Here is a 19,851-nt window from a genome sequence, read left to right on the forward strand (position 1 = left end):
TCAGACGACGACGACCCGATGTGCCGCGCGCCACCGTTCGAGCAACTCGTCGGGGGCGCGGTCGACGACGACCACCACCGCCAGATCCTCGAGTCCCCCGGGTTCGAGGGTGTCGAGCGCGTCGGCGGTCAGGTGGGCATGGGTGACCCACTCGTCGTACAGGGCGGCGTCGAGGGCGTCCCCCGAGTCGGCGCCCTCCGGCACCACGACGACCGTCGCGCCGGTGGCTGTGACCAGCAGCGGCTCGAGAACCCCGCCTTCCGCCGCCGGCGAGCCGACCGCGGCGCTGCGCGACTCGTACGTCAGGCCGTACTGCTCGCGCAGCTCACCGATCCGGTCGATCACCTCCGCCTGGGTGAGCGTGCGCGTCGCGGTCACCAGGGCCGGGCTCTCGGGCTCGACCGGGCGGAGCCGGTCCGCGTAGGAGACCGGGTGTGCGGCCTGCGCCGCCTGCTCGGCACGCAGCTGCTCGTCGTCGAGCTGCAGCCACGGGACGGCGCCGGGCAGTCCGGTGACGCCCGTCACCGTCAGACCCAGCGTCACCCGGGCCGAGTCCGGCATCCCGGCTGCCGGGACGGCGGGATCGACCATCAGCAGGGCCGCCCCGGTCTTGGCGACCGCCCACTGCGCGACCACGGACTGGACCGACCGCGGGACGGCGACGGCGACCACGTCGCCGGCACCGACACCCCGCGCGACGAGCACCCGCGCCAGCCGCGAGGACCGTGCGTCCAGTTCGCGGTACGGCACCTCGGTGCCGTCGACGGCGACCGCCGGGGCCTCCGGATCCTCCTCGACCACGTTCGCCAGCACCGCGGCGAGCGTGCGGCCGGTGCTCGCGACCGGGGCCGCCGCGGGTTCGGCCTCGGCGACGAGGTGCGCCCGCTCCGCCGCGTCCATCAGATCGATGTCTCCCACCACGGCCTGCGGGTCGGCCACGAACGCCTCGAGGACCCGCACGAACCGCTGCGAGAGCACGTTCACCTCGGACTCGTCGAAGTACCGCTCGAGGTACTTGAAGGTGAACACGATCTCCGACTGCGCGAGGGTGAGCAGGGTCAGCGGGTAGTGCGTCGCGTCGTCGAGCCGGACGTCCGTGACGGTCATCCCGTCGAGGTCCGTCGCGGCCGCCGACAGGGCGGCTCGATCGATCGGGTACGACTCGAACACAAGGAGGGTGTCGAAGCCGATCCGGCCGCCGGCCCGCTGCTGGATCTCGGTGAGACCCAGGTAGTGGTGGCCGAGCAGGTCCGCCTGCTGCGCCTGCACGCGACGCAGCAGCTGCGCGATCGTCTCGTCGTCGTCCGTGTCCACCCGCACCGGCAGGGTGTTGATGAACAGGCCGACCATCGACTCGACGCCGGGCAGTTCGGCGGGGCGACCGGAGACGGTGGCACCGAAGGTCACATCGGAGCGACCCACGATCCGGCCGAGCAGCACCGCCCAGGCCGCCTGCACCAGCGTGTTCACGGTGATGCCGAGGCTCGCGGCCAAGGCCGACACCGCCGCGGCGCGTTCCTCGTCGAACACCACGTGCACCGAGGAGATGGCGTCCGCGTCGGGCCGGCGCACCGACGGGGCGAGGACCGTCGGCTCCTCGACACCGGCGAGTGCCTTCGCCCACACCTCGAGCGACGCCTCGCGGTCCTGCTCGGTGAGCCACTCGAGGAACTCCCGGTAGGAGTGGGCGGCGGGCAGCGCGGTGGTGTCCCCGCGCGTGACGTACAGCGCCATGAGGTCCTGCATGAGGACCGGCATGGACCAGCCGTCGAGCAGGATGTGATGGACCGTCACCGCGAGCAGCGAACGACCCTCGGCCAGGTCGACGAACAGGAACCGGATCAGCGGTGCCCGGCCGAGGTCGAAGCGCCGGACCTGTTCGTCGCGCAGGATGCGGGCCAGCTCGGCGTCGCGGGCGGCCTCGGCGAGGTCGCCGAGGTGCTCGTGCCGCCACTGCACCTCGACGTCGCCCAGCACCAGCTGCACCGGGTCGCCGCTGTCGGTGACGAACACCGTCCGCAGGTTCGGGTACCGGTTCAGCAGTGCCTGTGCCGCGGCGCGCAGCCGCTCCGGCTCCACCACCCCGCCGAGCTCGAGCACCGCCTGCATCGTGTAGACGTCCACGCTCGCCTCGGTCATGAGCGCATGGAAGTGCAGACCCGCTTGCAGCGGCGACAGCGGCCACACGTCGGTCGCCGAGGGATACCGCGACTGCCACACGTCGAGGTCGTGCTGGGCGACCGAGACGAGCGGCACGTCCGACGGGGTCAGGCCGCCTGCGCCCGGCTCGCGGACGTGGCGGGCCAGCGCCGTGAGCGCCTCGTGCCAGTGCTGGGCCAGCTCCTCGATCTCCGAGCGCTCGATCACCCCGGCGGGGAAACCGAAGTGCGCCTCGAGCTGCCTGCCGTCCGGTCCGTACGACACGGTCGCGGTGACGTCGACCGTCGTGGTGACCGGCGTCCCGGCGGGACGGACGGTCCGGTCGCCGGGTGCCGCCATCGGCGACCACGCGCCGCCCTCGACGGACACGGCCGGCTCGCCGAAGTGGAGGGCGACCTGCGGCCGCGGAGCGCCCAGGTCCCCGTCGGAGCCGGGGTCGAGGTACCGCAACAGACCGAAGCCGGCACCGCCGTCGGGCAGAGCCCGCAGCTGTTCCTTGACCGCCTTGACTGCGGCGCCCATCGCCGGCCCCCCGGCGAATGCGTCGTCGACGTCGATCCCTCCGAATCCCGCACGGAACGGGAAGGCGATGGTGAAGCATCCGACCGTCCGCGACAGGTCGGCTCCGGGCACCACCGTGGAGTCACGTCCGTCCCCGTCCACCTCGAGCAGCGTGGCCGTCTCGTCGATGCCCCGGTCCCGGCGCCACCGCACCAGGGCCAGACCCAGCGCGGTGACCAGACCGTCGCGGACGGTGCCGTGGAACCGCTCGGGCACCGCAACGAGCAGTGCCTCCGCGTCCGACGCCGGCACCGTGCTGTGCACGTGCTCGACGGTGGCGCCGACATCGACGGCCGGGTCGAGCGGACGGTCCCCGATCGGGAAGTCCGGGGTGTCCAGGATCGACCGCCACAGGGCGAGTTCCGTTCGGCGCTCGGTGCGGCCGGCCGCCTCGGCCAGCCCGTGCGTCCAGCGGCGCAGGGAGGTTCCGACCGCCGGCAGCACCACGGGCTGCCCGGATGCGAGAGCGTCGTACGCGGCGGCCAGATCGTCGATCAGGATCCGCCAGGACGCGTCGTCGGCAACGAAACGGTGGGCGACGATCAGCAACGTCTCGCCGCGCTCGTCGTCGATGCGGACGAACTGCACCATCCGGCCTGCGGCGGGGTCGAGTCGGTCGACGGCCGCCGCGAGGGCCCGTTCGGCGCGGTCCTGCCGGTCGTCGGGCGCGCCGATCGCCGGTTCCGCCTGTGCCAGCAGGGTTTCCGGGTCGACGGTGCCGGTGGTCCGCACCCGCAGGGTGACGGCACCGTCGGCATCGTGTTCGACGATCGCGCGCAGCGCGTCGTGGTGATCGACGACCGCGCCGACCGCGCCGGCCAGCGCGGCGGCGTCGACGCCGGCGGGCAGGGTCACCGCAGTCGACACGGCGAGCCGGTCGACGTCGCTGGAAGCCTCGAGGGCTTCACGCATCACCGGGGTCAACGGGACGTCCCCGATGCCGCCGCCGGGCAGTTCGGTCAGTGCACGCTCGACGCCGCCGGTGAGGGTGGCGATCTCCGCCAGCCCCGCGACGGTCTTGCGCTCGAACACGTCCCGCGGGGTGAACACCACGCCGCGGGCCTTCGCCCGCGAGACCAACTGGATCGAGACGATGCTGTCGCCGCCGAGCGCGAAGAAGTCGTCGTCGAGACCGACCCGGTCGAGGCCGAGGACCTCGGCGAACACCCGTGCCACGGCCTCCTCGGTGACGGTGGTCGGGGCCCGGAACTCCCGCGCCTCGAACACCGGCGCCGGCAGCGCCTTGCGGTCGAGCTTGCCGTTGACGTTCAGCGGCAGCGCCTCGAGCACCACGAACGCCGCCGGCACCATGTACGACGGCAGGTCCCGCCCGAGGCGGGAGCTCACATCGGCGACGTCGAGCACGACGCCCGGCTGTGGGACCACGTAGGCGATCACCTGCGGTCCGACGCGGTCGTCGTCGCGGACGACGACGGCCACGTCGCGCACGTCGTCGAGACCGCGCAGCGCAGACTCGATCTCGCCGAGCTCGATCCGGAAACCACGCACCTTGACCTGGAAGTCGCTGCGGCCGACGTACTCCAGACGACCCGCCGCATCCCACCGCACCAGATCGCCCGTGCGGTAGAGCCGTTCGCCGTCCCCGAACGGCGAGGCGACGAACCGCTCCGCCGTCAGATCCGCCCGGCGGTGGTAACCCCGCGCCAGCTGCGCACCCGCCAGGTACAACTCACCGGGCACGCCGACCGGCACCGGGTGCAGGCGCGCGTCGAGCACGTACACCCGCGAATTCCACTCCGGCACACCGATCGGCACCGACACCCCGGGGGCGTCGTCGACCTCGTGGAAGGTCACCGACACCGCCGCTTCGGTCGGGCCGTACAGGTTGTCCAACCGCGCCGCGTTGTGCGCCAGGAACCGTCGCGCCGTCGCCGCCGGCAACGCCTCACCGATCGCGAGCACCCGTCGTACCGCCGCCGGAAGACGGCCCTCGCCGTCGACGAGGAGGGTTTCGAGCATCGAGGGCACCACATGCAGCGTGGTCACGGACTGCTCGGCCGTCAACCCGTTCAGGTAGCTGGGGTCCCGGTGTCCGTCCGGGGCCGCGATCACCAACCGGCCACCGGAGACCAGCGCCGACCAGAACTCCCACACCGACAGGTCGAACGTCGCCGCCGTCTTGAGCAGCACCGCATCGTCGGCCCCGAGCGCATACTCCGCCCGCTTCCACACCAACTGGTTCACGATCGCGCCGTGCGGCACCGCCACACCCTTCGGCCGACCCGTCGACCCCGACGTGAAGATCACATACGCCGTGTTCGACGCCCGCAACGGCGCCCGCCGCTCCGCATCGGTCACCGGAGCACCCGACAGCGCCGACAGATCCGCGGTGTCGATCGCCAGGGTGCGGACAGACTTCTCCCCCGGCACCTCGAAACCGTCGCGCTCGGTGGTCAGCACCACCACCGGCGCCGCCACCTCGAGGATGTACCCGGTCCGCTCGGCCGGCTGCTCCGGATCCACCGGCACATACGCACCCCCGGCCTTGGCCACCGCGTACATCCCCACCAGCAACTCCACCGACCGGCGCATCGCCAACGCCACCGTCGACTCCGGCCCCACCCCCAACGACACCAGATGCCGGGCAAGACGATTGACCCGAGCGTCGAACTCGCCGTAGGTCAGCGTCTCGCCCTCGAAGAACAGGGCTGTGGCCTCGGGGGCGCGCCGCACCTGCTCGTCGAACAGATCCACCAACGTCGCCGACGCATCCACGTCGTGACCGGTCTCGTTCCACGCCTCGAGCACCCGCACCCGCTCGGCCGCCTCGAGAATCTCGATATCCCCCAGCGCCACCGACGGATCGGCCACCACCGCCTCGAGCACCCGCACGAACCGCTCCGCGAAACCGACAACCGTCGGCTCGTCGAACAGGTCCGTGGCGTAGGTGAGCACGCTCGTGATCCCCTCGGGGGCCCCGTCGTCGGCGTACCGGTCGGTGACCACCAGGTGCAGGTCGAACTGCGAGGTCTGCAGATCCGCGTCCACACCGGACACGGTCAGTCCCGGCAACTCGAGACTGGTCGTCGCGAGGTTCTGGAAGGACAGGCCCACCTGGAACAGCGGATGCCGCGCCGTCGACCGTTCCGGATTGAGCACCTCCACCAGGCGCTCGAACGGCACGTCGGCGTGCGCGAAGGCCTGCAGGTCCCGCTCCCGCGCCTGGTCGAGCAGGTCCGCGAAGGACTCACCGGACTCGACCCGGGTACGGAAGACCAGCGTGTTGACGAACATGCCGATCAGATCGTCGAGTTCACGCTGACCGCGGCCCGCGATCGGGGTACCGATCGCGATGTCCTCGGTGCCCGACAGCCGCGCAAGCAGCACCGCGAACGCGGCATGCACGGCCATGAACAACGTCGCGCCCCGGGCCCGGGCCAGCTCGACCAGTTGCCGGTGCAGGTCGGCGTCGATCGTGAAGTCGATCTTCCCGCCCGCGAACGACTGCACGGCCGGTCGCGGCCGGTCGGTCGGCAGATCCAGCTGGTCCGGCAGATCCGCCAGTGCCTGCTTCCAGTACGTCACCTGCTTCGCAGCCACCGATGCCGGGTCGTTCTCGTCGCCGAGCACCCGTCGCTGCCACAGGGCGTAGTCGGCGAACTGCACGGGCAGCGGCATCCAGTCCGGAGCGTTGCCGGTGGAGCGGGCCACGTACGCCGTCACCAGATCGCGGGTGAGCGGCCCCATCGAGGAACCGTCCGCCGAGATGTGGTGCACGACGAACGCGACGATCGTCTCGTCCTCGCCGACAGTGAACAACCGCACCCGGATCGGAGCCTCCGACGTCACGTCGAAGCCCGTGTAGGCCAGCTCGCGGATCCGGTCGGCCACCTCGTCCCAGCTGGTGGCCACCGGCGTCAGATCCGGGACCACCGCCGTCACCGGCAGCACGACCTGGACCGCGCCGTCGTCCGTCTCCGGGTACGCCGTGCGCAGCACCTCGTGCCGCTCGAACACGTCCCGGATCGCATCCTGCAATGCGGCGACGTTCAACCGGCCCGACAGCCGCAGCGCGACCGGCAGGTTGTAGGCCGCCGACTCCGGATCGAAGCGGTTGAGGAACCACATGCGCTGCTGCGCGAGCGAGAGCGGTACCCGCTCCGGCCGCGGCCCGGCCACCAGCGGCACCGCGCCGCCGGATCCGGCGTGCTGCTCGACGTGCGCCGCGAGCGCCTCGACCGTGGAGGCGTCGAACAGCACCCGCACCGGCACTCGCGAATCCAGCGCCGCACCCAGACGCGCCACCAGCTGGGTGGCGATCAGGGAGTTGCCGCCGAGCGCGAAGAAGTCGTCGTCGAGACCGACCCGTTCGACGCCCAGGACCTCGGCGAAGATGCCCGCGACGATCTCCTCGATCGGGGTGGTCGGTGCCCGGAACTCCCGTGCGGCGAACGTCGGCGCCGGCAGCGCCTTGCGATCGAGCTTGCCCGAGGTGTTCAGCGGGAACTCCGCGAGCACCACGATCGCCGCCGGCACCATGTACGACGGCAGCGTCCGCGTCACGAACTCGATCACCGCGCCGGCATCCACCTCGTGGCCCGGCGCGGGAACCACGTACCCCGCGAGCTGGTCGCCGGTGGGGGTCGGTACGACCAGCACCGCGGCCTGGTTCACCGACTCGTGCGCCAGCAACGCCGTCTCGATCTCGCCGAGCTCGATGCGCTGACCACGGAACTTGACCTGGAAGTCGGTGCGGCCGATGTACTCGAGTTCCCCGGCCTCGTTCCACGTGACCAGGTCACCGGTGCGGTACATCCGCTCCCCCGGCGCGCCGAACGGGTTCGCGACGAACCTGTCGGAGGTCAGGTCCGGGCGACGGACGTAGCCGCGTGCCAGCTGCACGCCCGCCAGATACAGCTCACCCGGGACACCGACCGGAACCGGCCGCAGCCGGCCGTCGAGGACCAGCACCCGCACGTTCCACTCCGGGACGCCGATCGGCACGACGTCGACCGGTCCGTCGGCCGGTGCCTGCCAGAACGTCGCAGACACCGCCGCTTCGGTCGGGCCGTAGAGGTTGTCGATCCCGGCGGTACTGATACGCCGCACGCCCTCGATCGTCTCGGGCGGCAGGGCCTCGCCGATCACGAAGACGTGGCGCAGCGTGGTGCACGACTCGCGGTCGACGTGGGCGGCGAACACCGTGAGCATCGACGGCACGAAGTCGGTGATCGTCACCTTCTCGCGGGCGATGACCTCCGCCACGTACACCGGGTCACGATGCCCGTCGGGTGTCGCCACGACCAGCTTCGCCCCCACGCTCAGCGGCATGAAGAAGCCCCACAGCGACACGTCGAACGTCGTGGCCGTCTTCTGCAGGTAGACGTCCTGCGCCGTCATCTCGAACTCGTCGAGCATCCACGCCGTCTGGTTGACGATGGCGCGGTGGGTGACGGCGACGCCCTTGGGCCGGCCGGTCGAGCCGGAGGTGAAGATGGCGTAGGCCGTGTTGTCCGGGCGCAGCGGCGCGCGCCGGTCCCGGTCGGTGACGGGCGCAGCCGAAATCGCCGACATGTCCAGCTCGTCGACGAGTACGGCGTCGACGGCGAGTCCGTCCGGGACGGTGAACTCGTCGCGCGCGGTCGTGACGATGCACACCGGATCGGCCGTGTCGAGGATGTGCCGGACGCGGTCGACCGGGTGATCCGGATCGATCGGCACCCACGCGCCGCCGGCCTCGACGATCGCGTACATGCCCACCAGCAGGTCGAACGACCGCCGGATCGCCAGGCCCACCAGGGACTCCGGCCCCACGCCCTGCGAGATCAGGTGCCGGGCGAGCCGATTGACGCGGGCGCCGAACTCGGCGTACGTCAGCTCGGCACCCTCGTAGGCCAGTGCCACCGCATCCGGGGTGCGGCGGACCTGCGCCTCGAACCGGGACAGCAACAACTCGGTGCCGTCGAGAGCATGGTCCGAGTCGTTCCACCCGTGCAGAATCTGCTCGAGTTCGGCCGGGTCGAGCAGCTCGACGTCGCCGACCGGCAGCGCCGGCTGCCCGGCGATCGTCTCGAGGACGCGCACGAACCGCGACAGCAGCGTCTCGACCTGCTGGGCGTCGAACAGCCTGCGCTGGTAGCGCAGGTCGAGTTCCATGCCGGATCCGACGTGGACGAACAGGCTCAGCGGGTAGTGGGTGGCGTCGTTCGTGCCGACGCCGGTGACCGACATGCCGTCGATCGACGCTGCCTGTTCGGCGAGTCCCTTCTCGTCGAGCGGGTAGGACTCGAACACCGTGAGGGTGTCGAACGCGACGGCCGGTCCGGCGACCCGCTGGATCTCGGTGAGTCCCAGGTGATGATGCTCGAGCAGCTCTGCCTGTTCCCGCTGGAGACGCTGCAGGAACCGCTCGATCGGCTCCTGCGGGTCGAACGTCACCCGCACCGGCAGGGTGTTGATGAACAGGCCCACCATCGATTCCACGCCGGGCAGATCCGCCGGCCGGCCCGACACGGTGGCGCCGAATACGACGTCGTCGCGTCCGGTCGACCGGCCGAGCAGTACGCCCCAGGCCGCCTGGACGAGGGTGTTGACGGTGACACCGAGCCGGGCTGCGGCCGAGGCGATCTCGGCCGTGCGGTCGTCGTCGAGCAGCAGCCGTACGCGGTCGGCGCCCTCCGCACCGGGGTGCCGGTCCGTCGCCGGCGCGAGCAGCGTCGGCTCCTCGAGCCCGTCGAGGACCCGGGCCCACGTCGCGCGGGAAGTGTCGAGGTCACGCTCGGCGACCCACGCCAGGAACGACCGGTAGGAGCGGGCTCGCGGCAACGGCGCCGCGTCCCCGCGGGTGGCGTACAGCATCATCATGTCCTGCATCAGCAGCGGCATCGACCAGCCGTCGACGAGGATGTGATGCACGGTCACGCCGAGCTGGTAGCGGCCCTCTCCGAGGGACGCGAGGACGAACCGGATCAGTGGCGCCTCGTCCATCGCGAACCGTCGCGCCTGCTCCTCCCGCCAGAACGGCACCGTCGCGCGGACACCCTCGGCGGCGACGAGCTGCGAGAGGTCGGCCTCACGCCACGGCACCCGCACATCCGACAGCACCACCTGCACCGCGGCACCGGCGGCGTCGTTGACGAAGACCGTCCGCAGGTTCGGGTACCGGTCGAGCAGCGCCTGCGCGGCGGTGCGCAGCCGTTGCGGATCGACCACACCGTCGAGGTCGAGCACGGCCTGGATCGTGTAGACGTCCACGCTGGTTTCGTCCATGAGGGCGTGGAAGAGCAGGCCCGACTGCAGCGGCGACAGCGGCCACACGTCGGCCGCGGACGGGAAGCGCGCCTCCCACGCCTCGAGGTCCTGCTGCGTCACCGACACGAGCGGCACGTCGGACGGGGTCAGGCCTCCGGCGCCGGGCTCGTTCGCGTACCGCGCCAGCGCCGCGAGCGCGTCCACCCAGTACGCGGCGAGGGACTCGATGTCCTCCGGATCGAGAAGCCCTGTCGGGAAGGCGAACCCGGCGGCGAGCCGAGGTCCGTCCGCACCGTCGGACACGATCGCGTTGATGTCGACGACGGCGTTGGCAGGCATGTCCGCGTCGAGGGCAGCGTCGACTCCACCGAGCGCGTCCGTGGGAACCCAGCCGATCGCGGCGAGTTCCTCGGGCACGTCCGCCGCCGACACCCGGCCGAGGTAGTTGAAGCTCACCTGCGGCTGGGTGGGGTACGCGGCCAGGACCTGCGAACCGACCGGGTCGAGGTGGCGCAGCAGGCCGTAGCCCATGCCCTTGTCCGGAATCGCCAGGAGCTGTTCCTTGACGGCCTTGACCGCGGATCCCATGGCACTCCCGCCGGCGAAGGCGTCGTCCACGTCGATTCCGGTCAGGTCCACCCGCACGGGATGCGCGCTGGTGAACCAGCCGACGGTGCGCGACAGGTCCGCACCCGGCACGACCGTTTCCTCGCGGCCGTGGCCCTCGAACTTCAGCAGTGCGGACGTCGCGTCGATGCCGCGGTCGCGTCGCCACCGGGTCAGGGCCAGGCCGAGAGCGGCGATGAGCCCGTCGTTGACGCTGCCGTGGAACAGCGCGGGCACCGAGGTCAGCAGGGCGTCGGTGTCGGCCGCGGGGACGGTCACCTCCAGCCGTTGCACGGTCGAGGCGACGTCGACCGCCGGGTCGAACGCACGAGCGCCGAGCAGCGGATCAGGCCCGTCGAGCACCGACCGCCACAGCTCGAGCTCCGCCCGGCGTTCGGGCGCGCGCGCCGCGTCCACCAGACCGTGGGCCCAGCGGCGCAGCGAGGTGCCCACCGCCGGCAACGTGACGTCCTGTCCCGCGGCCACCTGGCCCCACGCGACGGCGAGGTCGGGCAGCAGAATCCGCCACGAGACGCCGTCGACCACGAGGTGGTGCGCGACGACGAGCAGCACGCCGGGGCGGTCGCCGGGTCCGAAGTCGAACCACACGAACCGCAGAACGCGTCCCTCGGTGGGCGCGAGCCGGTTCAGCGCGGCGTCGAGCTCGCGCGACGCGACCGCGGTGAGCGCGGCGTCGTCGATGTCGGCGGGCACCTCGACGCGGGTGACGAGTTCGTCGGCGTCGACCGTGCCGGCGGCCCGTACCCGCAGCACGGGGGCACCATCGGCGTCGTGCTCGAGGATCGACCGCAGCGCGTCGTGGTGGTCGACGACGGCGCCGACGGTGCGCACCAGCACGTCCCAGTCGATGTCCTTCGGCAACGTCACCGCCACCGACTGGGAGAAGCGGTCGAAGCCGCCGCCCCAGCCGAGCACCTCACGCATGATCGGGGTGAGCGGGAGCTCCCCGACGCCGCCGCCGGGCAGCTCCTTCAGACCGCCGGGGCCCTCCCCCGCGGTGGTGCGGGTCGCGACCTCGGCCAGTCCGGCGACGGATCGCCGTTCGAACACGTCCCGCGGGGTGAACACGACACCGCGGGCCTTGGCGCGCGAGACCAGCTGGATCGACACGATGCTGTCGCCGCCGAGCGCGAAGAACGACTCGTCGACGCCGACCCGGTCGAGGCGCAGCACCTCGGCGAACACCTCGGCGATGGTCTCCTCGAGATCATTGCTCGCGGAACGTATTTCGCGTTCCTCGAGCTCCGGTTCGGGCAGCGCGTGGCGATCGAGCTTGCCGACCGGGGTCAGCGGGATCTTGTCGAGCACCACGATCGCGGACGGCACCATGTGCGCCGGCAGCGAGCGGCCGACGAACTCGGTCAGCGCGGCGGTGTCGACCGTCGCGCCTGCCTTCGGCAGCACGTAGGAGACGAGCACGGTGCCGCCGGACGGCGTCGTGCGGCCCAGCGTGGCCGCGAAGTCCACACTCTCGTGGGACGTCAGCGCGGAGTCGATCTCGCCGAGCTCGATGCGGAATCCCCGCACCTTGACCTGGAAGTCGCTGCGCCCGACGAACTCGAGCTCGAGGCGGTCGTCGGCCGTGACACGCCAGCGCACCATGTCGCCGGTGCGGTACATCCGCGCACCGTCCGCCGCGAACGGATCCGCGACGAACCGCTCCGAGGTGAGCACCGGACGCCGGTGGTAGCCGCGGGCGAGCGCGGCACCCGACAGGTACAGCTCACCTGCAACGCCCACGGGGACGGGACGCAGCCGGGAATCGAGGACGAGGGCGGTCGTGCCGCGCACGGGCCCGCCGATCGTGATCGGATCTCCCGGCAGGACGTGCGCATAGGTCGAGATGACCGTCGCTTCGGTGGGACCGTAGCCGTTGAGCAGGGTGCGGCCGGGCGCCCACCGGTTCACCAGCTCGGGCGGCAGGGCCTCGCCACCGACGACGACCACCTCGAGGCTGTCGAGGCCGTCGGGGTCGACGGTGCCGATCACCGCGGGGGTGATGATGGTGTGCGTGGGGCGTTCCGTGCGGAACAGGTCCGCGAGGTCGGGGCCGCCGATGATCGTCGACGGCACGACGACCAGCGTGGCGCCCTGGGAGAACGCCGCGATCCACTCCATCACCGACGGATCGAAGCTCGGCGACATGATGTGCAGGAACCGCGATCGGGACGTCAGGCCGTAGAGGTCGAGGATCGTGTCCAGCAGGCCGCCGAGGCCGGTGTGGGTGACCACGACGCCCTTGGGCCGGCCCGTCGACCCCGACGTGTAGATCAGGTAGGCGGGGTGCTGCGGGCGCAGCGGCCGGACGCGATCGGCGTCGGTGATCGGGTCCGCCGAACGGGCCGCGACGTCCGCTGCGAGGCCGGGATCGTCGACGACCAGCCACTCCGCGTCGTCGGGCAGACCGGCCCGGTGAGCGGTTCCCGTGAGCCCCAGGGCGGCACGGGAATCGGAGAGCATGTAGCGCACGCGCTCCGGCGGGTACGACGGGTCGACCGGCACGTGTGCGGCACCGGCCTTGGCCACCGCCCACACCGCCCGGACCATGTCGTAGGAGCGCGGGAACGCCACGGCCACGATGTTCTCGGGGCCGACGCCGCGCTCGATCAGCAGCCGCGCGAGCCGGGACGAGTCCTCGTCGAGCTCGCGGTAGGTGATCGAGCGTCCCTCGTACCGCACGGCGGTCGCGTCCGGGTCGAGGGACGCGCCGGCCGTGAGGAGGTCGGCGAGGGTTCCGCCGCTGACGACGTCGGTGCCGCGCACGTGGGTCAGCCGCTCGAGTTCGTGCGGCTCGAGCAGCGGCAGGTCACCGACGGGCACTGCCGGGTCGGCGACGGCCGCGTCGAAGAGGTGGGCGAAGCGAGCGGCGAACCCTTCGACGGTGTCGGCGTCGAACAGGGACCGCGCGTAGGTGAACTCGGCGGAGATCCCGTCCGGTCCGCCGTCCGCCGTGGTGTGCTCGCGCAGGGTCAGCGCGAGGTCGAACTTGGCGCTGTCGACGTCGAACGGGACCGTGGACACGCTCAGTTCGGGCAGCTCGAGGCCGGTCTCGGGGAGGTTCTCGAACGACATGGCGACCTGGAACAGCGGGTGCCGGGCCGTGGACCGCTCGGGGTTGAGGATCTCGACGAGCCGTTCGAACGGAAGGTCCGCGTGGGCGAACGCCTCGAGATCGCTCTCGCGGATGCGCCCGAGATGCTCGGCGAATCCGGCGTCGGCGTCGATGTGGCTGCGCAGCACGAGGGTATTGACGAACATGCCGACCATCTCGTCGAGTTCGGCCTCACCGCGGCCGGCGATCGGCGTGCCGATCGCGATGTCGTCGGCGGCGGCCATGCGCGCCAGGAACACCGCCAGGGCGGTGTGCATGACCATGAACAGCGTCGTACCGCTGCGCCGGGCGAGGTCGGCGGCCTGTCGGTGGGTGCCCGCGTCGATGCGGAACTCGATCTTGCCGCCCTCGAAGGCCTGCACCGAGGGTCGCGGCCGGTCGGTGGGCAGGTTCAGCTCGTCGGGCAGCCCGGCGAGCGTCCGCTTCCAGTAGTCGGCCTGGGCGGAGACGAGGCTGTCCGGATCGTCCTCCGATCCCAGCACCTGACGCTGCCACAGCGCGAAGTCCGCGTACTGCACCGGCAGCGGCGCCCGGTTCGGTTCGTGGCCGGCCGCGCGCGCGACATAGGCGATCATCACATCGCGCGTCAACGGTGCCATGGACCAGCCGTCGGCGCTGATGTGGTGCGCGACGAACACCAGCACATGGTCGTCGTCGGCGACCCGGAAGAGCCGGGCCCGCAAGGGAATCTCGTCGGTGACGTCGAAGCCCGCGGAGACCACCTCGACGACCCGGGCGACGAGGTCGGCCTCGGACACCGGTTCGGGTGCGAGGTCGGGGGCCGCCTCGGCGACCGGCAGGACCACCTGGTAGGCGTGACCGTCGGACTCCGGGTAGACGGTGCGCAGCACCTCGTGCCGGGCGACGACGTCGCGCACCGCGGCCCGCATGGCGTCCACGTCGAGTGTTCCGGTCAGCCGGACGGCGACCGGGATGTTGTTGGCCGCCGACTCGGTGTCGAACCGGTTGAGGAACCACATGCGCTGCTGGGCCAGCGACAGCGGAATCCGGTCCGGCCGCGGCTGCGGCACCAGCGGCGGACGCCCGCCGCCGCCGGCGTGCTGCTCGACCGCGACGGCGAGAGCCCCGACCGTGGTCGCCTCGAAGACGGCCCGGACCGGAATCTTCGCGTCGAGCGCGGCGCCGATGCGGGAGACGACCTGGGTGGCGAGCAGGGAGTTGCCGCCGAGTTCGAAGAAGTCGTCGTCGACACCGATCCGGGTGAGGCCGAGCACGTCGGCGAACACGCCGGCGACGATCTCCTCGACCGGGGTGCTCGGGGCGCGGAACTCCCGCGCCTCGAACACCGGCTCCGGCAGTGCCCGGCGATCGAGCTTGCCGTTGACGTTCAGCGGCAGCGCCTCGAGCACCACGAACGCCGCCGGCACCATGTACGACGGCAACGCCCCGGTGAGGCCGGACTTCACGCGCGCGATGTCGAGCACCGCGCCCGGCTCCGGAACCAGGTACGCCACGAGCTGCGTGCCCGTCCGATCGTCGTCCCGGGCGAGGACCGCGACGTCGCGCACCTCGTCGGCACCGCGCAGCGCGGCCTCGATCTCGCCGAGCTCGATCCGGAATCCGCGCACCTTGACCTGGAAGTCGCTGCGGCCGAGGTACTCCAGACGTCCGGCAGCGTCCCATCGGACGAGGTCGCCGGTGCGGTAGAGCCGTTCGCCGTCCCCGAACGGCGAGGCGACGAACCGCTCCGCCGTCAGATCCGCCCGGCCGTGGTAGCCGCGTGCCAGCTGCGCACCGGCGAGATACAGCTCGCCGGACACCCCGACCGGCACCGGGTGCAGGCGCCCGTCGAGCACGTAGACCCGCGAGTTCCATTCCGGCACACCGATCGGGACCGAGGCCCCGGAGACGTCGGCCACGTCGCCCGCGGTGATCGACACCGCGGCCTCGGTCGGGCCGTAGAGATTGACCAGCTGCGCGGTGTTGTGCTGCAGGAACCGCTGCGCCGTCGCCGCCGGCAGCGCCTCACCGATCGCGAGCACCCGGCGCAGAGACCTGGGCAGCACCCCGTCGGAGTCGACGAGCAGCGCTTCGAGCATCGACGGCACCACGTGCAGGGTGGTGACCGCCTGCTCGGCCATCAGGGTGTTCAGGTACCCGGGATCGCGGTGCCCGTCCGGTGTGGCGATCACCAGGCGGCCACCGGAGACCAGCGCCGACCAGAATTCCCACACCGACAGGTCGAACGTCGCCGCGGTCTTGAGCAGCGCCGCGTCCTGGGACCCGAGGCCGAAGTGCTCGCGCTTCCACAGCAACTGGTTCACGATCGCCGCGTGCGGCACCGCCACGCCCTTCGGCCGACCCGTCGAACCCGAGGTGAAGATCACGTACGCGGTGTTCGACGCCCGCAGCGGCGCCCGCCGCTCGGCGTCGGTGACCGGATCACCGGCATGGGGCGACAGGTCGGCCGTGTCGATCGCCAGGTGCGGGACAGAGCTGTCCCCCGGCAGCTCGAACGCGTCCCGCTCGGTGGTCAGTACCACCACCGGCGCCGCGGCGTCGAGGATGTATCCGGTTCGCTCGGCCGGCTGGTCCGGGTCGAGCGGCACGTAGACGCCACCGGCCTTGGTGACGGCATACATGCCGACGAGCAGCTCGATCGATCGGCGCATCGCCAGGGCGACCGTCGATTCGGGACCGACGCCGACCGAGATCAGGTGCCGGGCGAGCCGGTTGACTCGGGCATCGAACTCGCCGTAGGTGAGCGTCTCGCCCGCGAAGAACAGGGCGGGGGCGTCCGGGGTGCGTTGCACCTGCGCGTCGAACAGGTCGGCCAGCGTCGCCGAGGAGTCGACGGCGTGATCGGTGTCGTTCCAGCCCTCGAGCACCCGCACTCGCTCGGCGTCGTCGAGCAGCGGCACGTCGCCCACCGGGAGCGACGGGTCCGCCGCCACGGACTCGAGCAACCACAGGAAGCGCCGGGCGAAGCCGGCCACCGTCGACTCGTCGAACAGGTCCGTGGCGTAGGTGAAGAAGCCGGTCACACCGGCCGCGGCACCGTCCTCCGCGTGCCGGTCGGTGACGATCAGATGCAGATCGAACTGCGAGATCTCCATGTCCGCATCGACGTTCGCGATGGTCAGACCGGGCAGCTCGAGGCGGGACTGAGCGACGTTCTGGAACGACAGGCCCACCTGGAACAAGGGGTGCCGCGCGGTCGAGCGGACGGGGTTGAGCACCTCCACGAGCCGCTCGAACGGCACGTCGGCATTGGCGAATGCTCCCAGGTCGGCCTCGCGTGCCTGCGCCAGCAGTTCCTCGAACGCCGCGTCCGGGCGAACCCGGGTGCGGAAGACCAGGGTGTTGACGAACATGCCGATGAGATCGTCCAGCGCCCGCTCGTCACGGCCCGCGATGGGCGTGCCGATCGCGATGTCGTCGGTGTCGGACATCCGTGCGAGGAACACCGCGAGGGCGGTGTGCATCACCATGAACAGCGTCGTGTTACTGCGACGGGCGAGCTCGATCAGCCGCGCGTGCAGGTCGGGGTCGACGGCGAACCCGGTCCGGGCGCCGGCGAAGGACTGCACGGCCGGGCGCGGCCGGTCGGTGGGCAGGTCCAGCTGGTCGGGCAGACCGGCCAGGGCGTCCTTCCAGTACGCCACCTGCTTCGCAGCGATCGACTCGGGATCGTCTTCGGAACCGAGGACCTCCCGCTGCCACAGCGCATAGTCCGCGTACTGCACCGGCAGCGGCGCCCACGCCGGGAACTCGCCCTGCGAGCGGGCGATATAGGCCTGCATCAGGTCCCGGGTGAGCGGACCCGCCGACGAACCGTCGGCCGAGATGTGGTGGACGACCAGCGCGAGCACGTGGTCGTTCCCGGCCAGCCGGAACAGTCGCAACCGCAACGGCACCTCGGTGGTGACGTCGAAGGTGGTGGCCCCGAGCTCGTGGACGGCCGTCAGGATCTCGTGCTCGGCCACCGGGACCGGGGTGAGGTCCTGTTCGGCCTGGGCGGCAGGCACGACGACCTGGATCGGGCCGTCCGCCGTCTCGGGGTAGTAGGTGCGCAGGATCTCGTGCCGGGCGACGAGGTCTCCCACCGCCGCCTGCAGCGCCGCGACGTCGAGCGTCCCGGTCAGCCGGATCGCCATCGGCACGTTGTACGCGGCGGTGTCCGTGTCGAACCGGTTGAGGAACCACATGCGCTGCTGGGCGAGCGAGAGGGGGATCCGCTCGGGACGCGGCCGCGCCTCGAGCGGACGTCGAGCGTCGGCACTCTGATGCTGGACGGACACCGCGAGGGCTTCGACGGTCGGCGACTCGAACAGCGCACGAATCGGCACCCGGACATCGAGGGCGGCACCGAGCCGGGACGCGACCTGGGTGGCGAGCAGAGAGTTGCCGCCGAGTTCGAAGAAGTCGTCGTCGAGACCGACCCGCTCGAGCCCGAGGACCTCGGCGAACACCCGTGCCACGGCCTCCTCGGTGACGGTGGTCGGGGCCCGGAACTCCCGCGCCTCGAACACCGGCGCCGGCAGCGCCTTGCGGTCGAGCTTGCCGTTGACGTTCAGCGGCAGCGACTCGAGCACCACGAACGCCGCCGGCACCATGTACGACGGCAGCTGCTGCGCCAGGGCCGACTTGAGCTGCGCCGCATCAACTTCCGCACCGCCAGCCGGAACGACGTAGGCCACGAGCTGTGCGCCGCCGCGGTCGTCGTCGCGCGCGATCACCGCCACGTCCCGCACGTCGTCCAGATTGCGCAGGGCGGCCTCGATCTCGCCGAGCTCGATCCGGAAACCACGCACCTTGACCTGGAAGTCGCTGCGGCCGACGTACTCCAGACGACCCGCCGCATCCCACCGCACCAGATCACCCGTGCGGTAGAGCCGCTCACCGACCCCGAACGGCGAGGCGACGAACCGCTCCGCCGTCAGATCCGCCCGGCGGTGGTAACCCCGCGCCAGCTGCGTGCCCGCCAGGTACAACTCACCGGGCACGCCGACCGGCACCGGGTGCAGGCGCGCGTCGAGCACGTACACCCGCGAATTCCACTCGGGCACACCGATCGGCACCGACACACCCGCCGCGTCGTCGACCTCGTGGAAGGTCACCGACACCGCCGCTTCGGTCGGGCCGTACAGGTTGTCCAACCGCGCCGCGTTGCGCGCCAGGAACCGTCCCGCCGTCGCCGCCGGCAACGCCTCCCCGATCGCGAGCACCTGCCGCAGCGAACCCGCCAGCACGCCCCCACCCTCGACGAGCAACGCCTCGAGCATCGAGGGCACCACATGCAACGTGGTCACGGACTGCTCGGCCGTCAACCCGTTCAGGTAGCTGGGGTCCCGGTGTCCGTCCGGGGCCGCGATCACCAACCGGCCACCGGAGACCAGCGCCGACCAGAACTCCCACACCGACAGGTCGAACGTCGCCGCCGTCTTGAGCAGCACCGCATCGTCGGCCCCGAGCGCATACTCCGCCCGCTTCCACACCAACTGGTTCACGATCGCGCCGTGCGGCACCGCCACACCCTTCGGCCGACCCGTCGACCCCGACGTGAAGATCACATACGCCGTGTTCGACGCCCGCAACGGCGCCCGCCGCTCCGCATCGGTCACCGGAGCACCCGACAGCGCCGACAGATCCGCGGTGTCGATCGCCAGGGTGCGGACAGACTTCTCCCCCGGCACCTCGAAACCGTCGCGCTCGGTGGTCAGCACCACCACCGGCGCCGCCACCTCGAGGATGTACCCGGTCCGCTCGGCCGGCTGCTCCGGATCCACCGGCACATACGCACCACCGGCCTTGGCCACCGCGTACATCCCCACCAGCAACTCCACCGACCGGCGCATCGCCAACGCCACCGTCGACTCCGGCCCCACCCCCAACGACACCAGATGCCGGGCAAGACGATTGACCCGCGCGTCGAACTCGCCGTAGGTCAGCGTCTCGCCCTCGAAGAACAGGGCTGTGGCCTCGGGGGCGCGCCGCACCTGCTCGTCGAACAGATCCACCAACGTCGCCGACGCATCCACGTCGTGACCGGTCTCGTTCCACGCCTCGAGCACCCGCACCCGCTCGGCCGCCTCGAGAATCTCGATATCCCCCAGCGCCACCGACGGATCGGCCACCACCGCCTCGAGCACCCGCACGAACCGCTCCGCGAAACCGGCCACGGTGCCCTTGTCGAACAGGTCCGTCGCACACGTGAA

1 protein-coding gene (only partly in view) is annotated in these 19,851 nt (G+C 71.5%); it reads right to left on the bottom strand.

Annotation, left to right across the window (positions count from 1 at the left end; all coding sequences use genetic code 11):
* Window positions 1-19,851: the 3' portion of a non-ribosomal peptide synthase/polyketide synthase gene (locus AC2IPW_RS17175; protein WP_486375249.1), read on the bottom strand. Its footprint extends 9,705 nt past the window's final position; the window shows 19,851 of its 29,556 coding nt (coding positions 9,706-29,556); its start codon lies off the right edge, out of view; it ends in the stop codon at window positions 1-3.

The sequence above is a fragment of the Rhodococcus sp. NS-SX18 genome, from assembly GCF_057367935.1.